Annotated in this window: 18 protein-coding genes; 10 read left to right on the top strand and 8 right to left on the bottom strand. The window is 70.7% G+C overall.

Features of this window, described 5'->3' with window-relative positions; translation table 11 throughout:
* The 7 genes from ACZ6N8_RS24805 to ACZ6N8_RS24775 all read left to right on the top strand — a co-directional run bounded on the left by ACZ6N8_RS24805 (position 1) and on the right by ACZ6N8_RS24775 (position 10,344).
* Positions 1–819, top strand: a complete 819-nt coding sequence (locus tag ACZ6N8_RS24805; protein ID WP_364375718.1) for a basic amino acid ABC transporter substrate-binding protein — start codon at positions 1–3, stop codon at positions 817–819.
* Positions 820–895: 76 nt separating this feature from the next.
* Positions 896–1,690 carry an amino acid ABC transporter permease gene (locus ACZ6N8_RS24800; protein ID WP_139585342.1) on the top strand — a complete coding sequence of 265 codons (795 nt, stop codon included), beginning with the start codon at positions 896–898 and terminating at the stop codon, positions 1,688–1,690.
* A 5-nt stretch (positions 1,691–1,695) separates the two neighbouring features.
* Positions 1,696–2,535 carry an amino acid ABC transporter ATP-binding protein gene (locus tag ACZ6N8_RS24795; protein WP_364375714.1) on the top strand — a complete coding sequence of 280 codons (840 nt, stop codon included), beginning with the start codon at positions 1,696–1,698 and terminating at the stop codon, positions 2,533–2,535.
* A 296-nt stretch (positions 2,536–2,831) separates the two neighbouring features.
* Positions 2,832–3,836, top strand: a complete 1,005-nt coding sequence (locus ACZ6N8_RS24790; protein ID WP_364375711.1) for a multicopper oxidase domain-containing protein — start codon at positions 2,832–2,834, stop codon at positions 3,834–3,836.
* Positions 3,837–3,854: 18 nt separating this feature from the next.
* Complete coding sequence (locus ACZ6N8_RS24785) at positions 3,855–7,799, top strand: ThuA domain-containing protein (RefSeq protein WP_466012917.1); 3,945 nt, start codon at positions 3,855–3,857, stop codon at positions 7,797–7,799.
* Positions 7,800–7,807: 8 nt separating this feature from the next.
* Entirely contained in the window at positions 7,808–9,334 is a 1,527-nt protein-coding gene (locus tag ACZ6N8_RS24780; protein ID WP_466012916.1) for an OmpL47-type beta-barrel domain-containing protein, read from the top strand.
* A 32-nt stretch (positions 9,335–9,366) separates the two neighbouring features.
* Positions 9,367–10,344, top strand: coding sequence for a hypothetical protein (locus tag ACZ6N8_RS24775; protein ID WP_466012915.1), 978 nt, complete (start codon positions 9,367–9,369; stop codon positions 10,342–10,344).
* Between the two features lie 190 nt (positions 10,345–10,534).
* Here ACZ6N8_RS24775 and ACZ6N8_RS24770 read toward each other — a convergent pair whose 3' ends face one another.
* The 3 genes from ACZ6N8_RS24770 to ACZ6N8_RS24760 form a co-directional block, all read right to left on the bottom strand.
* Positions 10,535–10,660, bottom strand: a complete 126-nt coding sequence (locus tag ACZ6N8_RS24770) for a hypothetical protein (protein WP_466012914.1) — start codon at positions 10,658–10,660, stop codon at positions 10,535–10,537.
* On the bottom strand, positions 10,633–11,064 hold the full coding sequence (locus ACZ6N8_RS24765) for a DUF1996 domain-containing protein (RefSeq protein WP_466012913.1): 432 nt from the start codon (positions 11,062–11,064) through the stop codon (positions 10,633–10,635). Before ACZ6N8_RS24765 ends, ACZ6N8_RS24770 begins: the two co-directional genes overlap by 28 nt.
* Positions 11,065–11,193: 129 nt before the next feature.
* Positions 11,194–11,598, bottom strand: a complete 405-nt coding sequence (locus ACZ6N8_RS24760) for a hypothetical protein (protein WP_466012912.1) — start codon at positions 11,596–11,598, stop codon at positions 11,194–11,196.
* Between the two features lie 279 nt (positions 11,599–11,877).
* Here ACZ6N8_RS24760 and ACZ6N8_RS24755 point away from each other — a divergent pair, with 279 nt between their 5' ends.
* Entirely contained in the window at positions 11,878–13,899 is a 2,022-nt protein-coding gene (locus tag ACZ6N8_RS24755) for a LuxR C-terminal-related transcriptional regulator (protein WP_466012911.1), read from the top strand.
* Between the two features lie 22 nt (positions 13,900–13,921).
* Here ACZ6N8_RS24755 and ACZ6N8_RS24750 read toward each other — a convergent pair whose 3' ends face one another.
* The gene (locus ACZ6N8_RS24750; protein WP_466012910.1) at positions 13,922–14,176 is read right to left on the bottom strand and encodes a hypothetical protein; all 255 of its coding nucleotides are present in this window, start codon (positions 14,174–14,176) and stop codon (positions 13,922–13,924) included.
* 235 nt (positions 14,177–14,411) lie between these two features.
* Here ACZ6N8_RS24750 and ACZ6N8_RS24745 point away from each other — a divergent pair, with 235 nt between their 5' ends.
* Complete coding sequence (locus ACZ6N8_RS24745; protein ID WP_466012909.1) at positions 14,412–15,107, top strand: DUF1275 family protein; 696 nt, start codon at positions 14,412–14,414, stop codon at positions 15,105–15,107.
* A gap of 27 nt (positions 15,108–15,134) precedes the next feature.
* Here ACZ6N8_RS24745 and ACZ6N8_RS24740 read toward each other — a convergent pair whose 3' ends face one another.
* A complete protein-coding gene (locus ACZ6N8_RS24740) occupies positions 15,135–16,502 on the bottom strand; it encodes a serine hydrolase domain-containing protein (RefSeq protein WP_466012908.1) in 1,368 nt (455 codons plus the stop codon).
* Positions 16,503–16,736: 234 nt separating this feature from the next.
* On the opposite strand from ACZ6N8_RS24740, the gene ACZ6N8_RS24735 reads away from it, so the two are divergent.
* Positions 16,737–18,116, top strand: a complete 1,380-nt coding sequence (locus ACZ6N8_RS24735) for an NAD(P)/FAD-dependent oxidoreductase (protein WP_466012907.1) — start codon at positions 16,737–16,739, stop codon at positions 18,114–18,116.
* A 48-nt stretch (positions 18,117–18,164) separates the two neighbouring features.
* On the opposite strand, the gene ACZ6N8_RS24730 is transcribed toward ACZ6N8_RS24735, so the two are convergent.
* From ACZ6N8_RS24730 to ACZ6N8_RS24720, 3 genes are all read right to left on the bottom strand, one after another.
* Complete coding sequence (locus tag ACZ6N8_RS24730; protein ID WP_466012906.1) at positions 18,165–18,641, bottom strand: heme-degrading domain-containing protein; 477 nt, start codon at positions 18,639–18,641, stop codon at positions 18,165–18,167.
* A 32-nt stretch (positions 18,642–18,673) separates the two neighbouring features.
* On the bottom strand, positions 18,674–20,134 hold the full coding sequence (locus tag ACZ6N8_RS24725) for an SDR family NAD(P)-dependent oxidoreductase (RefSeq protein ID WP_387122661.1): 1,461 nt from the start codon (positions 20,132–20,134) through the stop codon (positions 18,674–18,676).
* Positions 20,135–20,328: 194 nt separating this feature from the next.
* The gene (locus ACZ6N8_RS24720) at positions 20,329–21,351 is read right to left on the bottom strand and encodes a polysaccharide deacetylase family protein (RefSeq protein ID WP_466012905.1); all 1,023 of its coding nucleotides are present in this window, start codon (positions 21,349–21,351) and stop codon (positions 20,329–20,331) included.
* Between the last annotated feature and the right edge of the window lie 437 nt (positions 21,352–21,788).

The following is a 21,788-nucleotide window of genomic DNA, read 5'->3' as shown; positions in this document are numbered from 1 at the left end:
GTGAGGTTCTCAAGCGCAGCCCGCCAGGCCGGGCTCCTCGTGACGATCGCCGCGCTGGCGGTGACCGCGGGATGCGCCAAGAAGGATGACAGCGAGGTCCAGGCGAACGGCGTCAAGCTCGTCCAGGCGGGCAAGCTGACGGTCTGCACCCACCTGCCGTACCCGCCGTTCCAGTCCAAGGACGCCAGCGGCAAGGTGACAGGCTTCGACGTCGACCTGATGGACCTGGTGGCCAAGGAGCTGGGCGTCGAGCAGACGATCATCGACACCCCGTTCGAGGGGATCAAGTCCGGCCAGGACCTCAACACCGGCAAGTGCGACGCCGCCGCCGCCGGCATGACGATCACCGAGGAACGGCAGAAGGTGATGAACTTCTCCGACCCGTACTTCGACGCGACCCAGGCGATGCTCGTCAAGACCGGCAAGGCGTACAAGTCGCTCGACGACCTGCGGGGCAAGAAGCTCGGCGTCCAGGCGGCGACCACCGGCCGCGACTACGCCAAGAAGTACGAGAAGGAGAAGGGCCTGCAGCTGGTCGAGTTCGAGGACCTCGCCGCCCTGCAGCAGGCCGTCGCCAACGGCCAGGTCGAGGCCGCCATCAACGACCTGCCGGTCTGGACCGAGTACCTCAAGAACAACCCGGGTGGGTTCGAGGTGGCCGCCGAGTTCGACACCGGTGAGCAGTACGGCTTCTCGGTGAAGAAGGACGGCAACCCGGAGCTGCTCAAGAAGATCAACGAGACGCTGACCAAGGCCAAGCAGGACGGCTCGTACGACACGATCTACGAGAAGTGGATCGGCAAGCGGCCGAGCGCCTGATCGACGCTCCACCGGGCAGGGCGCGCCCCGGCGCCCTGCCCGTCGGCACCCCCCTCTGGGAAGGCAACGACCGAACGTGAAGCTGCGACGCCGTCAGCGGGAACGACTGTCCCTCGGTATCCAGTACCTGGTGTTCATCGCCGTCATCGCCGCGGTGCTCTTCGCCGCGGACTGGGACAGGTTGGCCGACGCCTTCTTCCGCGTCGACATCATCAAGTCGATGTTCCCGACGATCATCACGGTCGCGCTGCGCAACACCATCCTCTACACGCTTGGCGCGTTCGCCTTCGGCCTGGTGTTCGGCACCATCCTGGCGCTCATGCGGCTGTCCCGGGTGGCGCCGTACCGCTGGGTGGCGACGGCGTACATCGAGTTGTTCCGGGGCCTGCCCGCGCTGCTGGTGCTCTTCCTCGTCGGGTACGGCATCCCGATCGCCTTCCCGGAGCGCCAGATCCCCGGCGGCGTGTTCGGTTCCATCGCGATCGGCCTCGGGTTGACCGCGGCGGCGTACATGGCCGAGACCATCCGGGCCGGCATCCAGGCCGTCCCCAAGGGGCAGATGGAGGCGGCGCGCACCCTCGGCATGTCGCACTTCACCGCCATGCGCACGATCGTCATCCCGCAGGCGTTCCGGATCGTGATCCCGCCGCTGACGAACGAGTTGATCCTGCTCACCAAGGACTCGTCGCTGGCCTACGTGCTGGGTGTGACGGCGCAGACCATCGAGATCACCAAGTTCGGCCGGGACATGCTCAACGACCGGGTGAACGCGACCCCGCTGCTGGTGGCCGGCCTCGCCTACCTGGTGATCACCCTGCCGCTGTCCCAGGTGGTACGACGCCTCGAACTCCGCTACGCCAAGGCCCGGTGACCCGCATGACGACCACGCCATCCCGTCCCGCCGTCGAGATCCGCGACCTGCACAAGTCCTTCGGGCCGCTCGAGGTGCTCCGGGGCATCGACTTCGAGGTCGCCGAGGGTGAGGTGGTCTGCGTCGTCGGGCCGTCCGGCTCCGGGAAGTCGACGTTGCTGCGCTGCGTGGACCTGCTCGAGGAGCCGACCGCCGGCCGGATCTGGGTGAACGGCGTCGAGATGACCGACCCGGACGTCGAGGTCGACGCCGTGCGTCGCGGCATCGGCATGGTCTTCCAGTCGTTCAACCTGTTTCCGCACCTGACCGTGCTGAACAACCTCACCGTCGCGCAGCGCAAGGTGCTGCGGCGTGGCCGGGCGGAGGCCGAGCGGATCGCGCGGGCCAACCTGGAGCGCGTCGGGCTGAGCGACAAGGCCGACGCGTTCCCGGCGCAGCTCTCCGGCGGGCAGCAGCAGCGCGCGGCGATCGCCCGGTCGCTGTCGATGGAGCCGAAGCTGATGCTCTTCGACGAGCCGACCTCCGCGCTCGACCCGGAACTCGTGGGCGACGTGCTCACCGTCATGCGCAAGCTGGCCGAGGACGGCATGACGATGATGGTGGTCACCCACGAGATGGCGTTCGCCCGCGACGTGGCCGACCGGGTCGTCTTCATGGACGGTGGCGTGGTCGTCGAGCAGGGGCCGCCGCAGGAGGTGCTCGGCGCGCCGAAGCACGAACGGACCCGTGCGTTCCTCTCCCGGGTCCTCGACCCGACCCGTGTCGCGCAGCTCGGCCAGCCCGACCAGGCTCCCGAGCCGCCGGCGGCCCCCGGCCTGCCGGCCGACGACCGCCACCGCATCTGACGCACCTCTCCACAGCCCGCCGGCAGGTGCCGGCGGGCCGTTGGTGCGTGCGGTGGCGCCGCACCGGCAGGTTCATGCTCGATCGAAGCACGTCGTGATGTCAAGGTAATCTTTTTGCAATCAGACCTGTACTTTCGTCGATGGATTACATAAGTTGCTGTCATCCACCGAAAGTTCTGAGTCTTCCGAGCAAAGCCCGCGACGAGCCTCACCCTCAGTCGTGCCTGGACCCCGTGCTCGGCGGTCGATGCACCCTGCCCTTCGTCGCGTCTTCGCCCGGTCGGGAACGGAGACCCATGGACGATCACGCCGTTGGCTCCCACCGCCACCTGTCCCGTCGATCCCTGATCGCCACCGGGGCGCTCGCCGCCGGAGCGTTGGGCGCGTCAGCTCCCACGCTCGGCACCGCGTTCGGAGGTAGCCCTGCCCGGGCCGCCGCCGGCGTCACCAGGAAGGTCACCCTCTACGCCGAGCAGCTGCCCGGAGGGCTGTTCGGGTACGGCCTCGCACCCGGCCGGGCCACCGTGCCGGGGCCGGTCCTGGAGATGTACGAGGGCGACACCCTGGAGATCACCCTGGTCAACACCACCAACCAGCGGCTGTCCATCCATCCGCACGGGGTGGACTACAGCACCGACTCGGACGGCAGCCCGTTCAACGCCTCGTTCAACAATCCCGGTGAGACGCGGACGTACGTCTGGCGCTCGCACGAGATGGTGGCCTCGGCGGGCCGGCGGTACATGCCTGGCAGCGCCGGCTACTGGCACTACCACGACCACGCCATGGGCACCGACCACGGCACCGGCGGTGTCGCGAAGGGACTGTACGGGGCGCTCGTCGTCCGGCGGCGCGGCGACATCCTGCCGTCGAAGCAGTTCACTGTCGTGTTCAACGACATGATGATCAACAACCTGATGGCACCGGACACCCCGATGTTCGAGGCGAACCTCGGCGAACGGGTGGAGTGGATCGCCATCGGGCACGGCGGCACCTTCCACACCTTCCACCTGCACGCGCACCGGTGGGCGGACAACCGCACCGGGATGCTGGAAGGTCCGGCCGACCCGAGCCTCGTGATCGACAACAAGGACCTCAACCCGGGCAGCTCGTTCGGGTTCCAGGTGCTGGCCGGCGAGAACGTCGGCCCCGGCGCCTGGATGTACCACTGCCACGTGCAGTTCCACTCCGACGGCGGCATGGCCGGGATCTTCCTGGTGCGCAACGCCGACGGCAGCATGCCGCCCGGAGCCGAGGAGGCGATCCACCGGTTCCAGGGCCACACCCACACGCACGGAAGCTGACCGAAAGTGGGGACGGGGATGACCAGAGATCTACGACGAGCCCTCGCCGCGGTAGCGGCAATCGCGACACTGATCCCAGCAACGGCGACGGCGTCGGCCGCGGCCGCGCCGCGAACCGCCGCGCCGGCGGCGGCGACACCGCAGACGAAGACAGCGGTCCTCGTGTTCCACGGCCCGGTGGCCGAGCAGCACGACCCGGTTTCGCGCGCCGTGGACACCATCCGACAGCTTGCTGTCAGTAATGACATCGATGTCACGGCCACCACGGACCCGGGCGTGTTCACCACGGCCGGGCTGTCCGCGTACCGCAGCGTGGTCTTTCTCTCCGCGACGGGCGCCGCGCTCAACCGCGACCAGGAGTCGGCGCTCCAGAGCTACATGAAGGCCGGCGGCGGCTTCGTCGGCATCGCCGACGCCGCCCGCGCGCAGGTCGACTCCACCTGGTTCACCGGCCTGATCGGCACCCGGCCGGCCGGCGCCATCCCGGTGGCCGAGCCGGTGGCCCGGGTGACCGCCAGCGGCGAGAACGCGCCGAACGAGACGAAGGAGAAGCTCACCGACGGCGACGCCAACACCAAGTGGTTGGTCCGCACCCCGACCGCCTGGGTGGCGTACGAGCTGGCCGCGCCCAAGCGGATCACCGGGTACGCGCTGACGTCGGCCAACGACTCCGCCGGACGCGACCCGAAGGACTGGACCCTGCAGGGCTCCACCGACGGGCAGACCTGGTCCGATCTGGACCGACGCACCGGCCAGAGCTTCCCGGACCGGTTCCAGACCCGCCGGTTCGACATCGCCACCCCGCAGGAGTTCACGCGCTACCGGCTGAACATCACCGCGAACAGCGGCGAACCACTGGTCCAGCTCGCCGACCTGCGCCTGTTCACCGGCAGCACCACCGCCCCGGAGCCGCCCGCGGTGAACCGCGCGGTGGTGAACATCCTGGACCGCACGCACCCGGCCACCGCGTCACTGCCGTTGACCATCACCCGGTCCGACCGGTGGGAGAACTGGGACCCGAACCCGATCGGCAGCGTGCACACCCTCGCCCAGGTCGAGGAGCGGCACTACAACGCGGGAGCGGCCGCCAACGGCCCCTTCCACCCGGTGTCCTGGTGCCGGGACTACGACGGGGGCCGGTCGTTCTACACGGGCATGGGCCACACCGAGGGCAGCTACGGCGAGGAGGCGTTCCGCGCGCACCTGACCGGCGCCCTCAACTGGACCACCGGCCGGGTACGCGGCGACTGCCAGGCGACGATCGCCGCGAACTACAAGGTGGAGCGGCTCACCGCGGCCAACCAGACCGGTCAGCTCGACCAGATCGGTGAGCCGCACGGGCTGACCATCGCCCCGGACGGCACGGTGTTCTACGTCGGCAAGGCGGCCTGCCCGAGCGGCCCGGTCGCGGACTGGACCAACCCGAACGTCGGCCTGGGCTGCGGCACCATCCACTCCTGGGACCCGCGCAGCAAGCAGGTCAAGCTCCTGACGACGCTGAAGGTGATGGGTAACCGGGGCAGTGGCTCGGAGCTGGTGAAGAACGAGGAGGGCCTGCTCGGCATCGTGCCCGACCCGGCGTTCGCCGACAACGGCTGGCTCTACGTCTACTGGATGCCGCACGAGTCGATCGACCGGGTGAAGCGGGTCGGTCAGCGCACGATCTCCCGGTTCACCTACGACCGCCAGGCGCAGACCATCGACCAGGCGACCCGCAAGGACCTGCTCCAGTTCCCGGTGCAGATCCACAGCTGCTGCCACGCCGGCGGCGGCATGGCGTTCGACGACAGGGGCAACCTCTACGTCGGCTCCGGCGACAACAACTCCTCCGAGGGGTCGCAGGGCTACTCCGGCAACAACTGGACCGAGGAGTACCAGGGGATCTCGTTCCAGGACGCCCGGCGCACCTCGGGCAACACCAACGACCTCGCCGGCAAGATCATCCGAATCCACCCGGAGCCGGACGGCACGTACACCATCCCGCAGGGCAACCTGTTCCCACCGGGGACCGGGAAGACCCGACCGGAGATCTACGTGATGGGCGTGCGCAACATCGCCCGCCTCCAGTTCGACCCGGTGCGCAAGTGGCTGACCGCCGGCTGGGTCGGCCCGGACGCGTCGACGCCCAGCCCCACCCTGGGCCCGGCCAAGTACGAGACCGCCACCATCATCACCTCGGCCGGTAACCAGGGCTGGCCGTACTGCATGGGCAACAGGCAGCCGTACCGCGACCGCAGCGACACCGACGCCACGGTGCTGACCGGCTGGTACGACTGCGACAACCTGAAGAACACCTCGCCGCGCAACACCGGCCTGGTGGACATCCCGGCCGCCCGGGACAACATGATCTGGTACTCGCCGAGCGGTGGCGGCCCGGTGTTCCCGAAGCGGACCGACGGCAGCGACCTGCCGACGTACGTCGCTGCGGACGCCACCTACACCCAGCCGTACCTGCGCGGCGGCGGGCAGGCCATCATGTCCGGTCCGACCTACCACCGGGAACTCGTCGACACGACAAGCGGCGTGGCCTGGCCGGAGCACTGGGACGGCAAGTGGCTCATCGGCGACCAGTCGAACGCGGCCAACCGGGTCGCGGTCACCGTCGACCCGGCCGGTGTGCCGACCGCGGCCCCACCCGTGTACGCCGAGTCGCTGCGGGCCATCATCCCGAGCGGCAACGGCGACAACAGGTTGCAGAGCTGGATGGATGCCAAGTTCGGCCCGGACGGGGCGCTGTACCTGCTGGACTACGGAGGCGGGTTCTTCAGCCTGCACCCGAACCAGAAGCTGATCCGGATCACCTACACCGGTGGCGCTCCCACCCCGGCGCCGGCCGCGACCTCGGTGGCCGTGCAGAACAAGCCCCTGACCATCGCCTTCACCGGCTCCCGCTCCGGCGGCGTCGGCTACCGGTGGGAGTTCGGCGACGGCGCCACCTCCACCGAGGCGAACCCCCGGCACACGTACGCCCGGGTCGGGAGCTACACCGCGAAGCTGACAGTCACGTATGCCGACGGTGAGACGGCAACTGTGCGGACCACTGTCACGGTGGGCTGCGCGGTGCCCGACGCCCGGCCGAACGTGTGGCTCGGCGACACGGACACCGGGGTGCCCAGCCGTACGGTCGGGCAGGGCTGCACGGTCAACGACCTGATCGACGACGAGAGCACCTGGACCGACCACGACGCCTTCGTCAGGCACGTGAGCGCGGTGGCCCGCGCGGCGCAGGATGACGACCTGCTCACCAGCAGGGAAGCGGGCACGCTCACCCGGCTGGCCGCCGCGTCCCCGATCGGCCGGGACGGGCACACCGGCTACGAGCCGCTCTTCGACGGCACCGAGGAGTCGCTGCGCGGTTGGCAGCAGGCGCCGTCGGGCTCGTTCGCCATCCAGCCGGACGGGTCGCTGCGCTCCAGCGGCGGCCTGGGCATGCTCTGGCACACCAGGGAACTCGGCGACTTCTCGCTGAAGGTGCAGTTCCGCGACATCGCACCGGGCACCGGCCGGGCCAACACAGGCGTCTTCATCCGGTTCCCTGACCTGCGAACCCCCCTCGACCAGCGGCCACCGGGCAGCTGCGGCACCGTCGGCTCGGCTCGTACCTCCCCGGCCTGGATGGCCATCTACTGCGGACACGAGATCCAGATCTACGACGGTGAGACCGGCGAGCCGCAGAAGACCGGCTCGGTCTACAACTTCGACCCCGTGCCGCTGGCCCAGGCCGGTGTCACCCCGAAGGAGCAGTGGAACGACTACGAGATCCGCGCGGTCGGGCAGCACTACACGATGATCCGCAACGGCGTGGTGATCAACGAGTTCGACAACACGCCCGGCAAGCAGTCGTCCCGGGCCGGCGACCCACCGACCGACCTGCGGCAGTTCCTGCGCGGCTTCATCGGCCTGCAGAACCACGGCGACAACGACCTGACCGAGTTCCGCAACATCCGCGTGCGGGAACTCTAGGAGACACGATGATCAGACGCCTCACGGCTGCGCTGTCGGCGCTGCTGCTCACGGTGACCCCGTTTGCCGCGACGCCCGCCTCCGCCGCCCCGATCGTCGCCGACCAGGTCCTGACCTGGACCGCCGACGACGACACCACCCGCTACAAGTCGGTGCCCACCCAGGCGGTGGCCGGCCCGACCACGATCATCTGGGAGAACAGCGCGGCCACCGGCAACACCACGGGGATGCCGCACACGCTCACCTTCGACACCTCCACCGAGGGCTACAACCACGACGTCACAGTGAACATCCTGGCCAACCCGTTCGACGCCAACGACGGCCGCCACCAGGCGACCGTGACGCTGACCCCGGGCCGGTACCGCTACTTCTGCGCGATCCCGGGGCACAGCCAGATGGTCGGCGAACTGGTGGTCACCGACGGCGGAGGTGGTGAGGACACCACCGCGCCGACGGTCTCCGCCGCCGTGGCGGGTGACCGCGACGCGGACGGCAACTACATCGGCGCCGCCACGGTGACCGTCTCGGCCACCGACGCCGGATCCGGTGTGGACACCGTCGAATACCAGGTCGACGACACCAGCTTCCAGCCGTACACCCAGCCGGTCCGGCTGACCGCCGTGGGCGACCACTCGGTGCAGTTCCGCGCCACCGACAAGGCCGGCAACGCCAGCGCCGTCGGCTCGGTGGCGTTCCGGATCGTCGAGCCGACACAGGAGGACACCACCGCGCCTGTGGTCACTGCCGCCCTGGCCGGCGACCGCGACGGCGACGGCAACTACGTGGGTACGGCCACCGCCACGCTCACCGCCACCGACGCCGGTTCCGGTGTCGCCACCATCGAGTACGCCCTCGACGGGGCCGCCTTCACCCCGTACACGAACCCCGTGGTGGTGACCGGGGTCGGGATGCACATGCTGCACTACCGGGCGACCGACGTCGCCGGCAACACCTCAGCCGAGCAGATGGCCCACTTCACTGTCGTCGCCCCGGCGGAGGAGGACGAGACCCCGCCCACGGTGTCCGTGACGGTCACCGGCGACCGGAACGACGACGGCGGGTACGTCGGCGCCGCGACGGTGACAGTCACCGCCGCCGACGACGGCTCAGGTGTGGCGTCGGTCGAGTACGCGCTCGACACCGGCGCCTGGACCGCGTACACGGCCCCGGTCACCGTGCGCGCGACAGGCGCGCACACCATGCGGCACCGGGCCACCGACGCCGCGGGGAACGCCTCCACCGAGCAGTCGACGACGTTCACAGTGGTGGCCGACGGCACCGACGCCTGCCCCGCATCCGACACCCGGGCCACTGTGGTCATCGACGGTGACGACACCGGAGTCGCCAACGTCGACACCGGTGACGGCTGCACCATCAACGATCTGATCGACGAACACGCCGACTACCCCGGCCACGCCGCCTTCGTCAGGCACGTCGAGACGGTCACCACCGCGCTGGTGACAGACGGAACGCTCACCAAGCGGCAGCAGGGCGCCATCGTCCGGGCCGCGGCCCGATCGGAGGTCGGCGCATGAGTCCTCGAATCTCACCGACAGGGAGAACCACGATGCCCGGACGTACCGTAGCCAAGCTGGCCACCGTGAGCGCCGTCGTCGCCGCCTCGGTGCTGACCGTGGCGCCCACCGCGCACGCCGACCTGGTCACCCACTGCATCGGCACCGGCGGTGCGGTGACCGTGCCCAACGACCTGTACGTGCCGGCCGGCGAGTCCTGCGCGCTGACCGGCACCACGATCACCGGCAACGTCACGGTCGCCGCCGGCGGCAACCTGGTGGTGACCGGCGGGCGGATCAGCGGTGAGGTACGCGTCAGCGCCGACGGCTACCTCGACGCCACCGACACGACTGTCGACGGCCAGGTGGTGCTGGCCGCCGGCGGGTACGGGATCTTCCTGAAGGACGCCCGCACCGGCACGGTGACCGTACGCCCGAAGGGCTCCGCGACGATCGACAGCTTCCTGTTCGCCGAGGCGTCGACTGTCGCCGGGCATGTCACAGTCGGCGCCGGCGAGGTGCGACTCGACAGGGGCACCCAGGTGCAGCGCAACGTCAGCAGCACCGGCACCTACTACACGGACGTGCACGACTCGTTCGTCGACGGCACCCTGTCGGTGCTCAACAGCGCCACCGGCAGCGTCGTGTGCGGCAGCGCGGTGCGCGGCAAGGCCACGTTCGCCGGCAACCTGGGCGGCGTGCAGCTCGGCCCGAACGGCGGCCTCGACAGTTGCGCCTCCGGCGGCTACTGGGGCGCGGACGTCAGCGTCACCAGCACCACCGGTGGCGTCACCGTCGATGACAACATCATCAACGGCGCGTTGACCGTGACGGGCAACGAACCGGCCGCCCAGGTGGCCGCCAACAACCGGATCCGCGGCGGCGTGACCGGTGACCAGGCGGCCGCGACCGCCAACCGGGCGGCCCGGGTGGTCGCGCCGGACCGGGAGGACGCCGGCGACGAGCGCGCCGAGGTGCGCCGTACCTCGGCGGTGCGGGAGGCCACCGAGGCGGGCGCCGCGAGGCTCTAGACGGGTGAGTCCTGACCCTGACTGGGGCGGTGGGCGCAGCCAGCGGCCGTCGGTGACTGTCAGTCACATCCGTCGGGGAGTAAGCGGTAGTGAGCGATATACCTCAGAGTCATATTCATGCCTCTGAGGTATATCGCTCAACAGCACATCGGCACAGCGGGCCAGCCGGAGTGCACGCCGTCAGCGTCGACTAGAAGTTGCCGGCCGAGTCGCACTTCACGCCCTGGTCGAGGCAGTTGCGCGCCCGGGACATGCCGGAGGCGAGCGTGATGTCGTCGGTGTTCGCGCTCAGCGGGTACGAGATGACGAACGACACCGAGGGGACCGGCGCCGGGTGGCTCTTCGGGCAGTGATCTGCCGGACGGTGTGCGCGGTCTTCGCGCACACCGGGAAGGTCGTGTCGGCGCTGCGGCCGATCTCGCCGCCGATTCCGGCGCACCAGAAGTGGTTGTCCTGCTTGTCGGGGGCGTCCACCTGGTTCTTGGCGTTACCGGTGATCATGCGCAGGCCGAACGGGAACGGCTGCGTCCTGCTCGGGTCCTTGAGCCGGGAACCGTGGTAGACGGTCACCTCCGTCGGGTCGACGACAGTGCCGTTCTGGTGCATGGTCGGCACCCGGTAGGCGGACTGGTCGTCGGGGGAATTGCAGGTGGTGGCCTTCGACGCCCGCAACGAAACGGCGGTCGAGGTGGTTGTGCAGCCGACGTTGAACTCGGGCACCTGCTTCTTTTGGGAAGACTGTAATCGGCGGCGTCGCCGACACTCCGCATCTTTGATCCTCGCCGCACGGACCCGCTGTCGAGGCACCACTTCGGACCGGGGTCTCGTGGTCGCCGCCTCGGTGGCTTGTCACGGCTGCTCGGTCGCGGCCATCCGCGACCCACCCGCGCCGGCGGCGCTGGCGACGAGGAGCACCGCCGCCGGCAGGAACGCGCCCCCGATGCCCAGCCCGAGCAGCAGCCCCCATCCGGCGATGACAAGCGCGGCGACCAGGTCGGCGAGCCTGTCCGCCCGAGCGAACCGCTGGGCGAGGACCGGCAGCATCGCGGCGACGACTGGCACCCCGAGCAGGTAGCTGGCCGCGGCCCCGGAATCGTCCACGGTGAAGGGAGTCAGCATGGCGGCCACCAGAACGGTGATCGCGAGGGCCGACCATCGGACGACGTGCGGAGTGTCGACCGGCCGGCGGACCAGTACCACGACACCGACGAGCAGGACACCCGCGATCGCGATGACCGTCGCCAGATGAATCATCAGATTCTCCTCGACCCCGGGTGGCACCTCATCGAAGATGACGGATCGTTGCTTCCGTCTCCCACGATACGGCCGGTGGGGTGTTCGCGGCCATTCGGTCCGCCCGTCCGTATCGGGTTGTCCGCGGCTCGCCCGACTGCCCGAAATCTGTTTCGCCTTTGTGCGCCGAATCGGTCCTGACCGGCTTTCGGCCTGGTTAGCCTCGCGGTGACGGGTCCGACCCGCAACGCCACGGCCTGCGGCGGTTGTCGGGAAGCGTTGACCAGAGGTGGGTTTCCGTTGCCTGAGACGTCGTTGACCAATCGTCACACCGTGCACACCGGCGGGCCGTCGACCATGGCAGCGGACGAACGCCGCGTGCTCCTCGCGGTCGCGGTCGCGGACGCCCCGTGCGACGGGTGGTTTCTCGACCAGATGATCGCCCGATCAGGCCACGAGCCGGTACGGCCCCTCGACGCGACGGTGGCGGCGTTGATCGCCGACGATCTCCTGGTCGACACGCCGGTCGGGCTGCGACTGGCCTCGCCCGAGCTGCGCGACGCGGTACTGGGTTCCGTCGCGCCGCCCGAGCGTCGCGCACTGCACGAGACGGCGGCCGTGGTGCTGGCCGAGACGGGACACCCGGCCCAGGCCGCCAGTCAGATGCTGCGGGCCGTGCCGCTGGCGAGCGCCGCCGCTCGGACGGCGGCCGCCCACCTCGTGACCGAACCGGCGGTGAGCCCGACACTCGCGGCGGACCTGCTGCTCGCCCAGGGCGCGCCCGACGAGCCGGCTGCCCGCCTGGACTGGCTCATCGCCACCGCCGACAACCTCTTCCTGGCCGCGCGGCTCACCGAGGCGTTGGCGTTGCTGCACGACGAGGTGACCGCCGACCGGTACGGGCCGCACCAGCGCGCCGTCGTGTTCGACCGCATGGGCGCCTTCTACGCGTCCCAGCGCCCCTTCCTGTCCATGGCCTACCTGGAACGAGCGCTGGAACAGCACCCGGATGCCGCAGGCCGAAGCTGGGTCCTGACGATGCTCGCCGAGGTGGCGGCCCGGTACGGCCACCGGGACGCCGATCGGCTGCTCGTCGAGGCCGAGCGGGCGCAGGCCACCGCGCCGACGGCCGGCGGCGCGGTCCGGTTGGCCATGGCCCGCGCGGCCGGCGCCACCGGCTCCGGGCATCTGCCGCGTGCCGGGCGGATCCTGCGCGAGGCGGACGCCGCCGAACCTGCGGCGCGGAGCCAGATGCTGTTCCTGCGCGTCGATCGGATCGCCAACGACATCTCGCGGGGCCGCTTCGCCGAGGCGCGAACCGCCCTCGACGCCCTCACCACGGAGATCGACACCTTCGAGGTGGCGGCGCGGCCGCTGGTCACCGCCCTGGACTGCGTCGCGCGCCTCGCGGTGGGGGAGTTCTCCGAGGCCGAGGCGCGTGCCCGGCTGGCGCTCAAGGGGCCCGGCGACGCCCGGCTGGACGGCGCACGCCTCAGCCTGCTCGCCACGGTGGTGGAGGTTCTCCTGCACCGGGGCGAGGTGACGGTGGCACGCGCGCTGCTGGCGTCCGAGCAACCCGCGCCGCACTGGCCGGACGGCATGCAGTGGTACCGCCTGGGCTGTGCCGTCGCCGGGGATCCCGAACCGCAACGCCACGGGGCGCTCATTCGGGCCACCATCGACATGACCGGACGTTCGCTGGCTCAGCTGCTTCTGGTGCCGCATTGCGGGCCACGACTGGTCCGTGCCGCGCTCGCGCTCGGCGACACGCCGCGGGCCCAGGCGCTCGCCAATCACCTGAAGCGGGTCGCCGTCAGGACGAACGACCGGCTGTGGCGAGGCGTCGCCCATCACGTGGACGGGCTCGTCACGGGTGATCCCGACGCGTTGCGGACGGCCGTTGCCCGGCTGCGGACCACGTCCGCGCGCCCGGCGTTGGCCGACGCGCTGCTTGACCTGGCCCGCTCACCGGGGGTCCCGGCGCCGGAGGCGCTCGCCGCCTCGGAGACCTGCGCCGCGCTCTCCGCACGCCTCGGCGCCAGCGGCGACGAGGACCAGGCCCTGCGGGTCAACCGCGCCATCGGCGACCGGGACCTGAGCGGCGCTCCGGCGCGCTCCGGCGGCGTCGACGCGCTCACCCCCGCCGAGGCCCGGGTCGCCGAACTGCTGGCGCGTGGCGCGACGAAGCGGCAGGCGGCGAGCGAGCTCTTCCTGTCGTTCCACACCGTGGACACCCACCTGCGGGCCATCTACGGCAAGCTCGGCGTCCGGAGCAGGGTGGCGCTCGCCCGAGCCTGGGACGCCCGGGATCCCGGCGTCTGAGCCCCGCAGTCGCTGTGGGAACTCAGCGCCGCACCTCGACCGTCAGCTGATCCGCGCGTGGTGGACGGGCGTCGTCGGGGTGAGGCCCCCGGGACGGCAGCAGCAGCGCGCGGACCGGCCCGACGCCCTGGGCCGCGACCGCGAACGGAATGGCGACACAGATGAAGATCGGCGCCAGGACGCTCCACAGGGGAGCGCCGACGACGATTCCGGCAACGGCCACGAGGGCGAACGAGTAGAGCTTCAGGCGCATTCTGGCCATGCGGGCCTGGTCCATCGCGTCCTCCTTCTCCGTCCGGTGTCGTCGCAAGGCGGCTGGTCCTCGCGCCTCGTGTCTCCCTGCCTACGATTTCGCACCGGAGTCGCCTGGTGAATCGCGCGATCGCGCCATTCGGCCGCCCTGAGCGGGTGTTTTACGACATGCGTTTCGGGAAGGGTGTCGAATGTCTAAGTCGCAGGCCGGATCCGGACGATCGACCCAGGTCTCACCGGACCGGTGGCGGACGACCGAAGTGGCCTTCCGGGGACCGTTGTTCGCGTTGACGATGGGCGTCGTCCTGGCCGGCGTGGTCGACGGCTTCGCGATCCTGCGGTACAGGGTCTTCGTGGGAAATCAGACCGGAAACGTGGTTTTCGTAGGCGTGGGACTGGCCGGGCATCCTGCGTCCTGGCAGTCCGCCCTGGCGTCTCTTGTCGCCTTCGGTCTCGGTGGTCTGCTCGGTGCCGGCCTCCGACGGATCCCGGCGGCCGGTCCGATCGCACCGCCCACCGTGGAACTGGGCGTCATGTTCGTGCTGCTCGTCGTCTGGGGACTTGTCGACCTGGGGCTCGACTCGGGTCACGATTCGCCGACCGAACGCACCCTGCTGACCGTCCTGTGCGCCTTCCCCACCGGCATCCTCGGCGGCCTCGTGGTCCGTACCCTCGGTGTGCAGACGGCGACGTCGTACCAGACCGGGACCCTGCTGCGTACCACCCAGGGTCTCGCCGAGTGGGTCTTCGGTCGTGGCGACACCTCACGTGTTCGCCGGCTCGCCATGATCGGGCTGCTCTGCCTGGTCAGCTACGCCGTCGGAGGGGCCGTGGGTGCGTCAACGCAGGATCGGCCGCTCCGGAGCTTCGTGATCGTCTGGGCGCTGGCCCTGGTGATGATCGCGCTCACCCTCGGCCGCCGCTCGACGCGGGCGCGTACGGCGGGGCGACGGTGAGGTCGCGGCGGACCCGACGGCCTGCGGTCAGCGCACCTTCGTGGCCAGCAGGTCGCCGACGGCGGCCCGGACCGGATCCGGGTTCGCCCAGCTCCAGTTGGGGTGCGCCCGGTTGGTGAGCAGCGCGAGGACGAGTTGGCGGCCGGGGTCCACCAGGAGCGAGGGACCGGCGAACCCGGTGTGGCCGAAGGTCCGCGCCGATGCCAGCCCACCCATGAACCAGGCTTGGTTGAGCACCACCCCGAGGCCGTGGGCCGAGGTGCGGCGGGGGCGCTCCGGGTCGACGGCCGGCTTCCCGGCGTTGAGGTTGGTGAGCATCCGTCGCACAGTCGCCGCGGCGAGGATCCGCCTGCCCCGGTAGGCGCCGCCGTCGAGAAGGAGCTGACCGACGGCGGCGAGGTCGGTGGCGGTGGCGAAGATGCCCGCGTGACCGGCGACCCCGCCGAGGTGGTTGGCGACGTCGTCGTGGACTGTGCCGCGCAGCAGGCCGCGCGAGGAGCGGGCGTCGGTGGCGACCAGGCGGGCGGTCCGGGCACCGGCGGACAGCCACGTGGCGGGGTTGAAGCCGGTGTCGCGCAGGCCCAGCGGACCTGTGAGGTTGGACTTGAGAGCCTGGTCGAGGCGTTGACCGGTGACCTTCTCGACGATCCTGCCGGCGACCATGAGCCCGACGCTTGAGTAGCGGAACGTGTCACCGGGCACGGCGCCGGAGACCAGCGGCGTGGCGAGCACTGCGTTCCAGCGGGCCGCGTTGTCCGGCAGGCCGGTGACCTTCGCGCCGACGGGGAGGCCGCTGGTGTGGGTGAGCAGCATCTCGACGGTGATCCGGTCCTTGCCGGCACCGGTGAAGCCGGGCAGGTAGTCGCGGACCGGCGCGGCCAGCTCGACACGTCCCCTGTCGACCTGCTGGAGCAGCAGGATGGCGGTGTAGACCTTGGTGACCGAGGCGAGATCGAAGACGGAGTCGGGTCGCATCGCGACGCGTTGGTTCGCGGGGAGCAGCCTGGGGCCGGCCCCGTACCGCAGCGCCTCACCGACGGCCGTGTGCACAGTCGTCTTCCCGCCGACCAGGACGACCGCGACCGCGCCGGGGAAGCCCTTGTGCTGGACGGTCTGCGGGGTGCCGGGCAGGTGCCGCCGGAGCAGGGCGGTCACGTCCGCGGCGTAGCGGGCCTGACCGGCGGGCGGGGCGACACCACTCGGGGACGGGGCGCCGGAGGCCGCCGGGCTCTGCCCGGCCGTGCCGAATCCCACCCTGTTGCCCGCCGCGTCGGTCGCGGTGACCGCGCCTGTCGGGCCGTCGCCGACTGTCGCGCCGTGGTCGCCGCAGCCGGTCAGGGCAGAGGTCGCGGCGGCCAGGCCAGCTCCGAGCAGGGTACGACGGGCGATGGGCATCGGGTGATCGTGACAGCCGACGGAAGGTGACGCCAGAGCGGCTCACCCGAACGTCGACCTCGTCCAGCGTGCTGGCCGGTATCCGACACCCGGGTGGAGCCGTCCGGGCGACGTCCGACGTGTGTGCAACGATCGATGGGCATTGTCTGAACGGCCGTCCACCGCCCCCGTCCCGCGTAGCGTCCGCCGACGGGCTCGGGGAGGCGCCACGCCCCGTAACTTTTGGAGAGCACGATGTCCCTCTCTCCGGCAAAGGTCTTCGCCGCGCTCAACGCCGCATCGCCTCCCGGCCAGGCGTCGCCGGTCGTGGGCAAGGCCGTCGTGGTCGGCGGCAGCGTCGCCGGGCTGCTCGCCGCGCGGGTGCTGTCCGACTACGCGCAGAGTGTTGTCATCATCGAGCGTGACGACCTCCAGGTGGCCGGCGAGCGGCCCGGTGTCCCGCAGGGCACGCAGCTGCACGCGTTGCTGCCCGGTGGGCTCCTCCAGCTCGAACGGCTGTTCCCCGGCTTTCGCGAGCAGGCCCTGGCGGCGGGGGCGGTAGAGGCTCGGCCCTCGGCCAGACGGACGTACCTCGACGGTCGGTTGAAGGTTGTCGTGCCCGACGACGCCGACAGCCTGGCGGGGAGCCGGCCGCTGCTGGAGGGGCTGATCCGCCAGCAGGTGCTGCGGCTTCCCAACGTCAAGACGGTGGTCGCCCGCGCCACAGGCCTCGTGTTCGACGGGGCCGCCGTCGCCGGGGTCCGCTGCGATGTGGACGGACTGCCGGGCGCGGAGAGCGCCGACCTCGTGGTGGACGCCATGGGGCGGTCGAGCAGACTGTCGGACTGGCTGGAGCAGGGCGACTGGGAGCGGCCCGTCACGCGGCGGATGACTGTGCACCTGAACTACGCGACGGCGCTGTTCCGGCGCACCGAGGTGAGCCCCGACCTGGCGGTCGTCATGGCGCTGCTCAGCCCGAAGATGTCCTCGGACGTGGCGGGTGCCGCGTTCTTCGCCATCGAGGACGGCAGGTGGATGGCCATGATGGCCGGGTACGGGGACCATCGCCCGGGTCGTACCGCCGAGGACTTCGTACGCCGGCTGCGTGAGCAGTTCCCGCCGGAGTTCGGCGAGGTCGCCGGCAGCGAGATGATCGGTGACGTCCGGACGTACGCGCACGCGGACAGCCGGCGACGGGACTTCCACGCGTTGGCACGGTTCCCCGCCGGGCTCGTCAGCGTCGGGGACGCCGTCGCCTCGTTCAACCCGGTGTACGGGCAGGGGATGACTGCGGCCGCGCTGCACGCGGCGTGCCTGTCGACGTACCTGCGCTCCGACCCGGACCTGAGCGTGCCCGCCCGCGCGTACCTCGACATGCAGAAGGTCGTGGTGGACGCGGCCTGGTCGATCTCGACATCGGCCGACCTGGCGCTGCCCCACGTCGAGGGGCCCTACCCGCGCGGCTACCGGCTCTCCAGCTGGGCGGGCCGGCAGATCGTGGCGGCGACGGTCACCGACGTCGCGGTCGCCAGGCGGTTCAACGACGTCGTCTCGATGCGGGAGCATCCGCGCACGCTGAGCACCCCGGGGATTCTCCTGCGGTCTCTGCGCGCCAACCTGCGCGCCGGCCGCTGACGCTCGCCCGTGGGCCGGGCCGGTGGGTCCGGCCCACGGGCGGCGGGGTCAGCGCGGGAGTCTGCCGAGGATGTCGACGACGAAGCGGTGGTCGTCGAGCTGCGGGAGCCCGGACACTCCGAACCAGCCCACGACGCCCGTGCCGCGAACACGCAGCGGCACCGCGCCGCCGGCGGCGGCGTACCGCGAGGCGGGCAGACCGAACTTCTCGGTGAGCGTCGTCTGCTTGTCCTGGCAGAGCCGGGCCATGTACAGCGACGAGTGCTCGAACCGCATGACCACCCGACCCTTGCGGCGCAGCCACCCGTCGTTGTCGGCCGTCGAGCCCGGCAGACCGCAGTGGAACAGCTGACGCCCGGCCCTCCACACCCCTACCGAGACCGGGAGCCGCTGCTGCGCGGCGGCCGTGACGGCCAGCACACCCAGCTCGTACGCGTCGGTCTCGGTCAGGCCCGCGAGTTCCAGCTCGCTCTCCTCGCGCAGCAGATCGTCGAGCGTCGGCCACTGGTCATGGTCGGATGGCATGTCTTCTCCTCGTCGAGCGGGTGGAACGTCGATCACCAGGCGCAGGGCGCGTAGTCCTTCAGGAAGACCCCGTGCAGGTCCTCGCCCTGCTCGCCGCGCACGATCGGGTCGTACACCCGCGCGGCGCCGTCGACCAGGTCGAGTGGGGCGTGGAAACCCTCGTCGGCCAGGCGCATCTTCGTCGGGTGCGGCCGCTCGTCGGTGATCCAGCCGGTGTCCACGCTCGTCATCAGGATGCCGTCGGTAAGCATCTCCTGGGCGCTGGTGCGGGTCAGCATGTTCAACGCGGCCTTGGCCATGTTGGTGTGCGGGTGCCCCGGCCCCTTGTAGCCGCGGCCGAACTGGCCCTCCATCGCCGAGACGTTCACCACGTACTTGCGGCGGGCCGGCGCTGCGGCCATCGCCGGGCGCAGGCGGCTGACCAGCACGAACGGCGCGGTCACGTTGCACAGTTGCACCTCGAGCAGTTCGACCGGGTCGACCTCGTGCACCCGCTGGACCCAGCTGTTCACCGGGTCGAGGTCCGGCACCAGGCCCCCGGCGTCGATGGCGGTGGACGCGGCGATCCGCTCCGGTGAGGCCGAGCCGCTGGTCAGCGCCAGGGCGGTGAGCGCGTGCGGGGTGAGCGCGGTCGACTGCGGGCCGGCGGTCAGGCTGCCCGCCGGGCCGCCCTGGCCCTCGGGCTTGGCGAACGTGATCAGCTCGGGCAGCGGACCGTCCGGCAGGGCCGCGGACTCCGCGGCCGCGAGCTGGGCGTACGCCCCGGGGGAGCGGCGAACGGTCTGCGCCGCGTTGTTGATCAGGATGTCCAGCGGTCCCTGGCTGCTGACCGAGTCGGCGAGGGCGATCACCTGGGCCGGGTCGCGCAGGTCGATCCCGACGATCCGCAGGCGGTGCAGCCAGTCGGCGCTGTCCGGCATCGCGGCGAACCGGCGGACCGCGTCGTGGGGGAAGCGCGTGGTGACTGTCGTGTGGGCGCCGTCGCGCAGCAGCCGCAACGCGATGTACATGCCGATCTTTGCCCGGCCGCCGGTCAGCAGGGCGCGCCGACCGGTCAGGTCGGTACGGGCGTCGCGGCGTTCCCGGTTGAGCGCGGCGCAGGACGGGCAGAGCTGGTGGTAGAAGGCGTCGACCTCGCGGTAGCGCTGCTTGCAGATGTAGCAGCCGCGCGGGTTGTGCAGGAAGCCGGCGGTGGTGCCGGTGGTGGGCGAGGCGAGGGGGATGCCCTGGGTCTCGTCGTCGATCCGGCCCGGGGCGCCGGTGGCGGTGGCCTCCGTCACGGCGCGGTCGGCGGCCAGGATGGCGTCCCGCCGTTCCTCGCGCCGCCGCTGCTTGATCACCTTGTACAGCTTCGCGGTGGCCCGCTGCACCCGCACCACGTCGGGGTGGTCGGGTGGCAGGGACTCCAGCGCCTCGAAGACGCTGAGACAGGTCTCCAGCCGGTCCTGGTCGATCCCGTCCTGACCGTTTTCGGTAATGCTGTCCGCCGTCATGCGTCTTCGTCTCGTCCCGTTCCCCACGCCGGATCATTCCGGCCCGCCCACGTCCGACCCGGAACTGTACGCACCTGGGTGGCCGTGCTGCACCCCACGCGTCGGCACGTCGGCGGGGTGAGAGGTGGTGGCACGGGGTGGCCGTGCGTGGCGACCGCCGAGTCGCCACGCACGGCCGGTGGAGCCGTCGGCGTTCAGCCGGCGGTACAGGAACGGATCTGCGGTCGGGCGCCGCTGTTGCCGTTGAACATCGTGGTGAAGCCGAAGGTGTTGCCGCTGCCGTTGGACCGCATGGTCATGTTGCCGCTGCCGTCCCAGGAGGCGGTGCCGTTCCAGGTGGTGGAGACCTGCTGGGGTGAGGGGATTGCCACGACCACGGTCCAGGTGCTGGCGCCGCTGACCGTCACCGAGGTGTTGTACCTGTCACCCCAGACGTTCGTGGTCGTCGCCGCCGCTGTGCAACTGCCGCTGGGCGGTGGGGTGGTGCCGCCGCCGGTCGGTGGGGTGGTGCCGTCCGGCGCGACGGCGCGTCCGGTGGACGGCGAGATCATGCCGGGGCACAGGTTGCGGCTGGTGAGGTTGGCCATGATCTGCGGGATGGCGTCGCGGGTGTTCTGGATCCCGTCGTGCATGAGGATGACCTGCCCGCTCTGCAGCCGGCTGGCGTTGGAGACGATCTGGCTGACGCTGGCGCCGTTCCAGTCCTGGGAGTCCACGTCCCAGATCACCTGCCGCATACCGAGTGACGAGGCGACGGACTGCAGGGTGCCGTTGGTCTCCCCGTACGGCGGGCGGAACAACTGCGGTCGGCTCCCGGTGGCCGACTGGATCGCCGAGCTCGTCTGCGACAGGTCGGACTGCATCTGCGACTGGCTCATCGAGGTCATGTGCGAGTGGTTCCAGCTGTGGTTGCCGACCCACATGCCGGCGGCCACCTGCGCCTGGGCCGCCGACCTGTTGTTCTGCACGTTCTGCCCGACGTTGAACATCGTTGCCCGGACGCCGTTGGCGCGCAGCACGTTCAGCAGCGCGCTGGTGCTGCCTGTCGGTCCGTCGTCGAAGGTCAGCCCGACGTAGCCGTTGCAGGTGGCGGCGCTCGACGGGGTGGCGGTGGCGGCGATGACGACGCCGCAGGTCGCGACGGCGGTGGCGAGGACGGCGAGCGCCGCGCGAAGTCGCTTGGGCCCTCCGACCGTGCCAGCGGAGACTGTGCTCATCTGGTGCCCCTTCGGCCAAGCCCGCACGCGCCTGGACATGCGGCGGCGCGCGGCGGACAGGTGGGTATGGGTGGGACGGTCGATCGACACCGACGAGGCTCATCGCATCGACCTGAATGAATCGGAGTATTGCAGCGTGATTTCCGGCGCGTCAACAACTTCCGGAAGTGCTCCGGAAGCGTCTGCATCGGCGTCGGATGGTTCGACCGGGCGTTCCGCAGTGGCCGGACGGTGGAGTTCGAACTGGATGATCATGGATGGACGCGGCCATTCGTCAGATGATCCGGAATGCTGTCGAAACTTTCGACGAGTCCCGACACGCGTGTGGCGGGGGGGGGGGGGGGCCCCCCCCCCCCCCCGGGGGGGGGGGGGGGGGTGGGGGGGGGGTTGGGGGGGTCAAACCACGGAAATAAAGGAACAAACAAAAACAAAGCGGT

It is taken from the genome of Micromonospora sp. NPDC047521 (genome assembly GCF_055587305.1).
The sequence above is the reverse complement of the archived record's forward strand: the minus strand, read 5'-3'. Positions and strand labels throughout refer to the sequence as shown.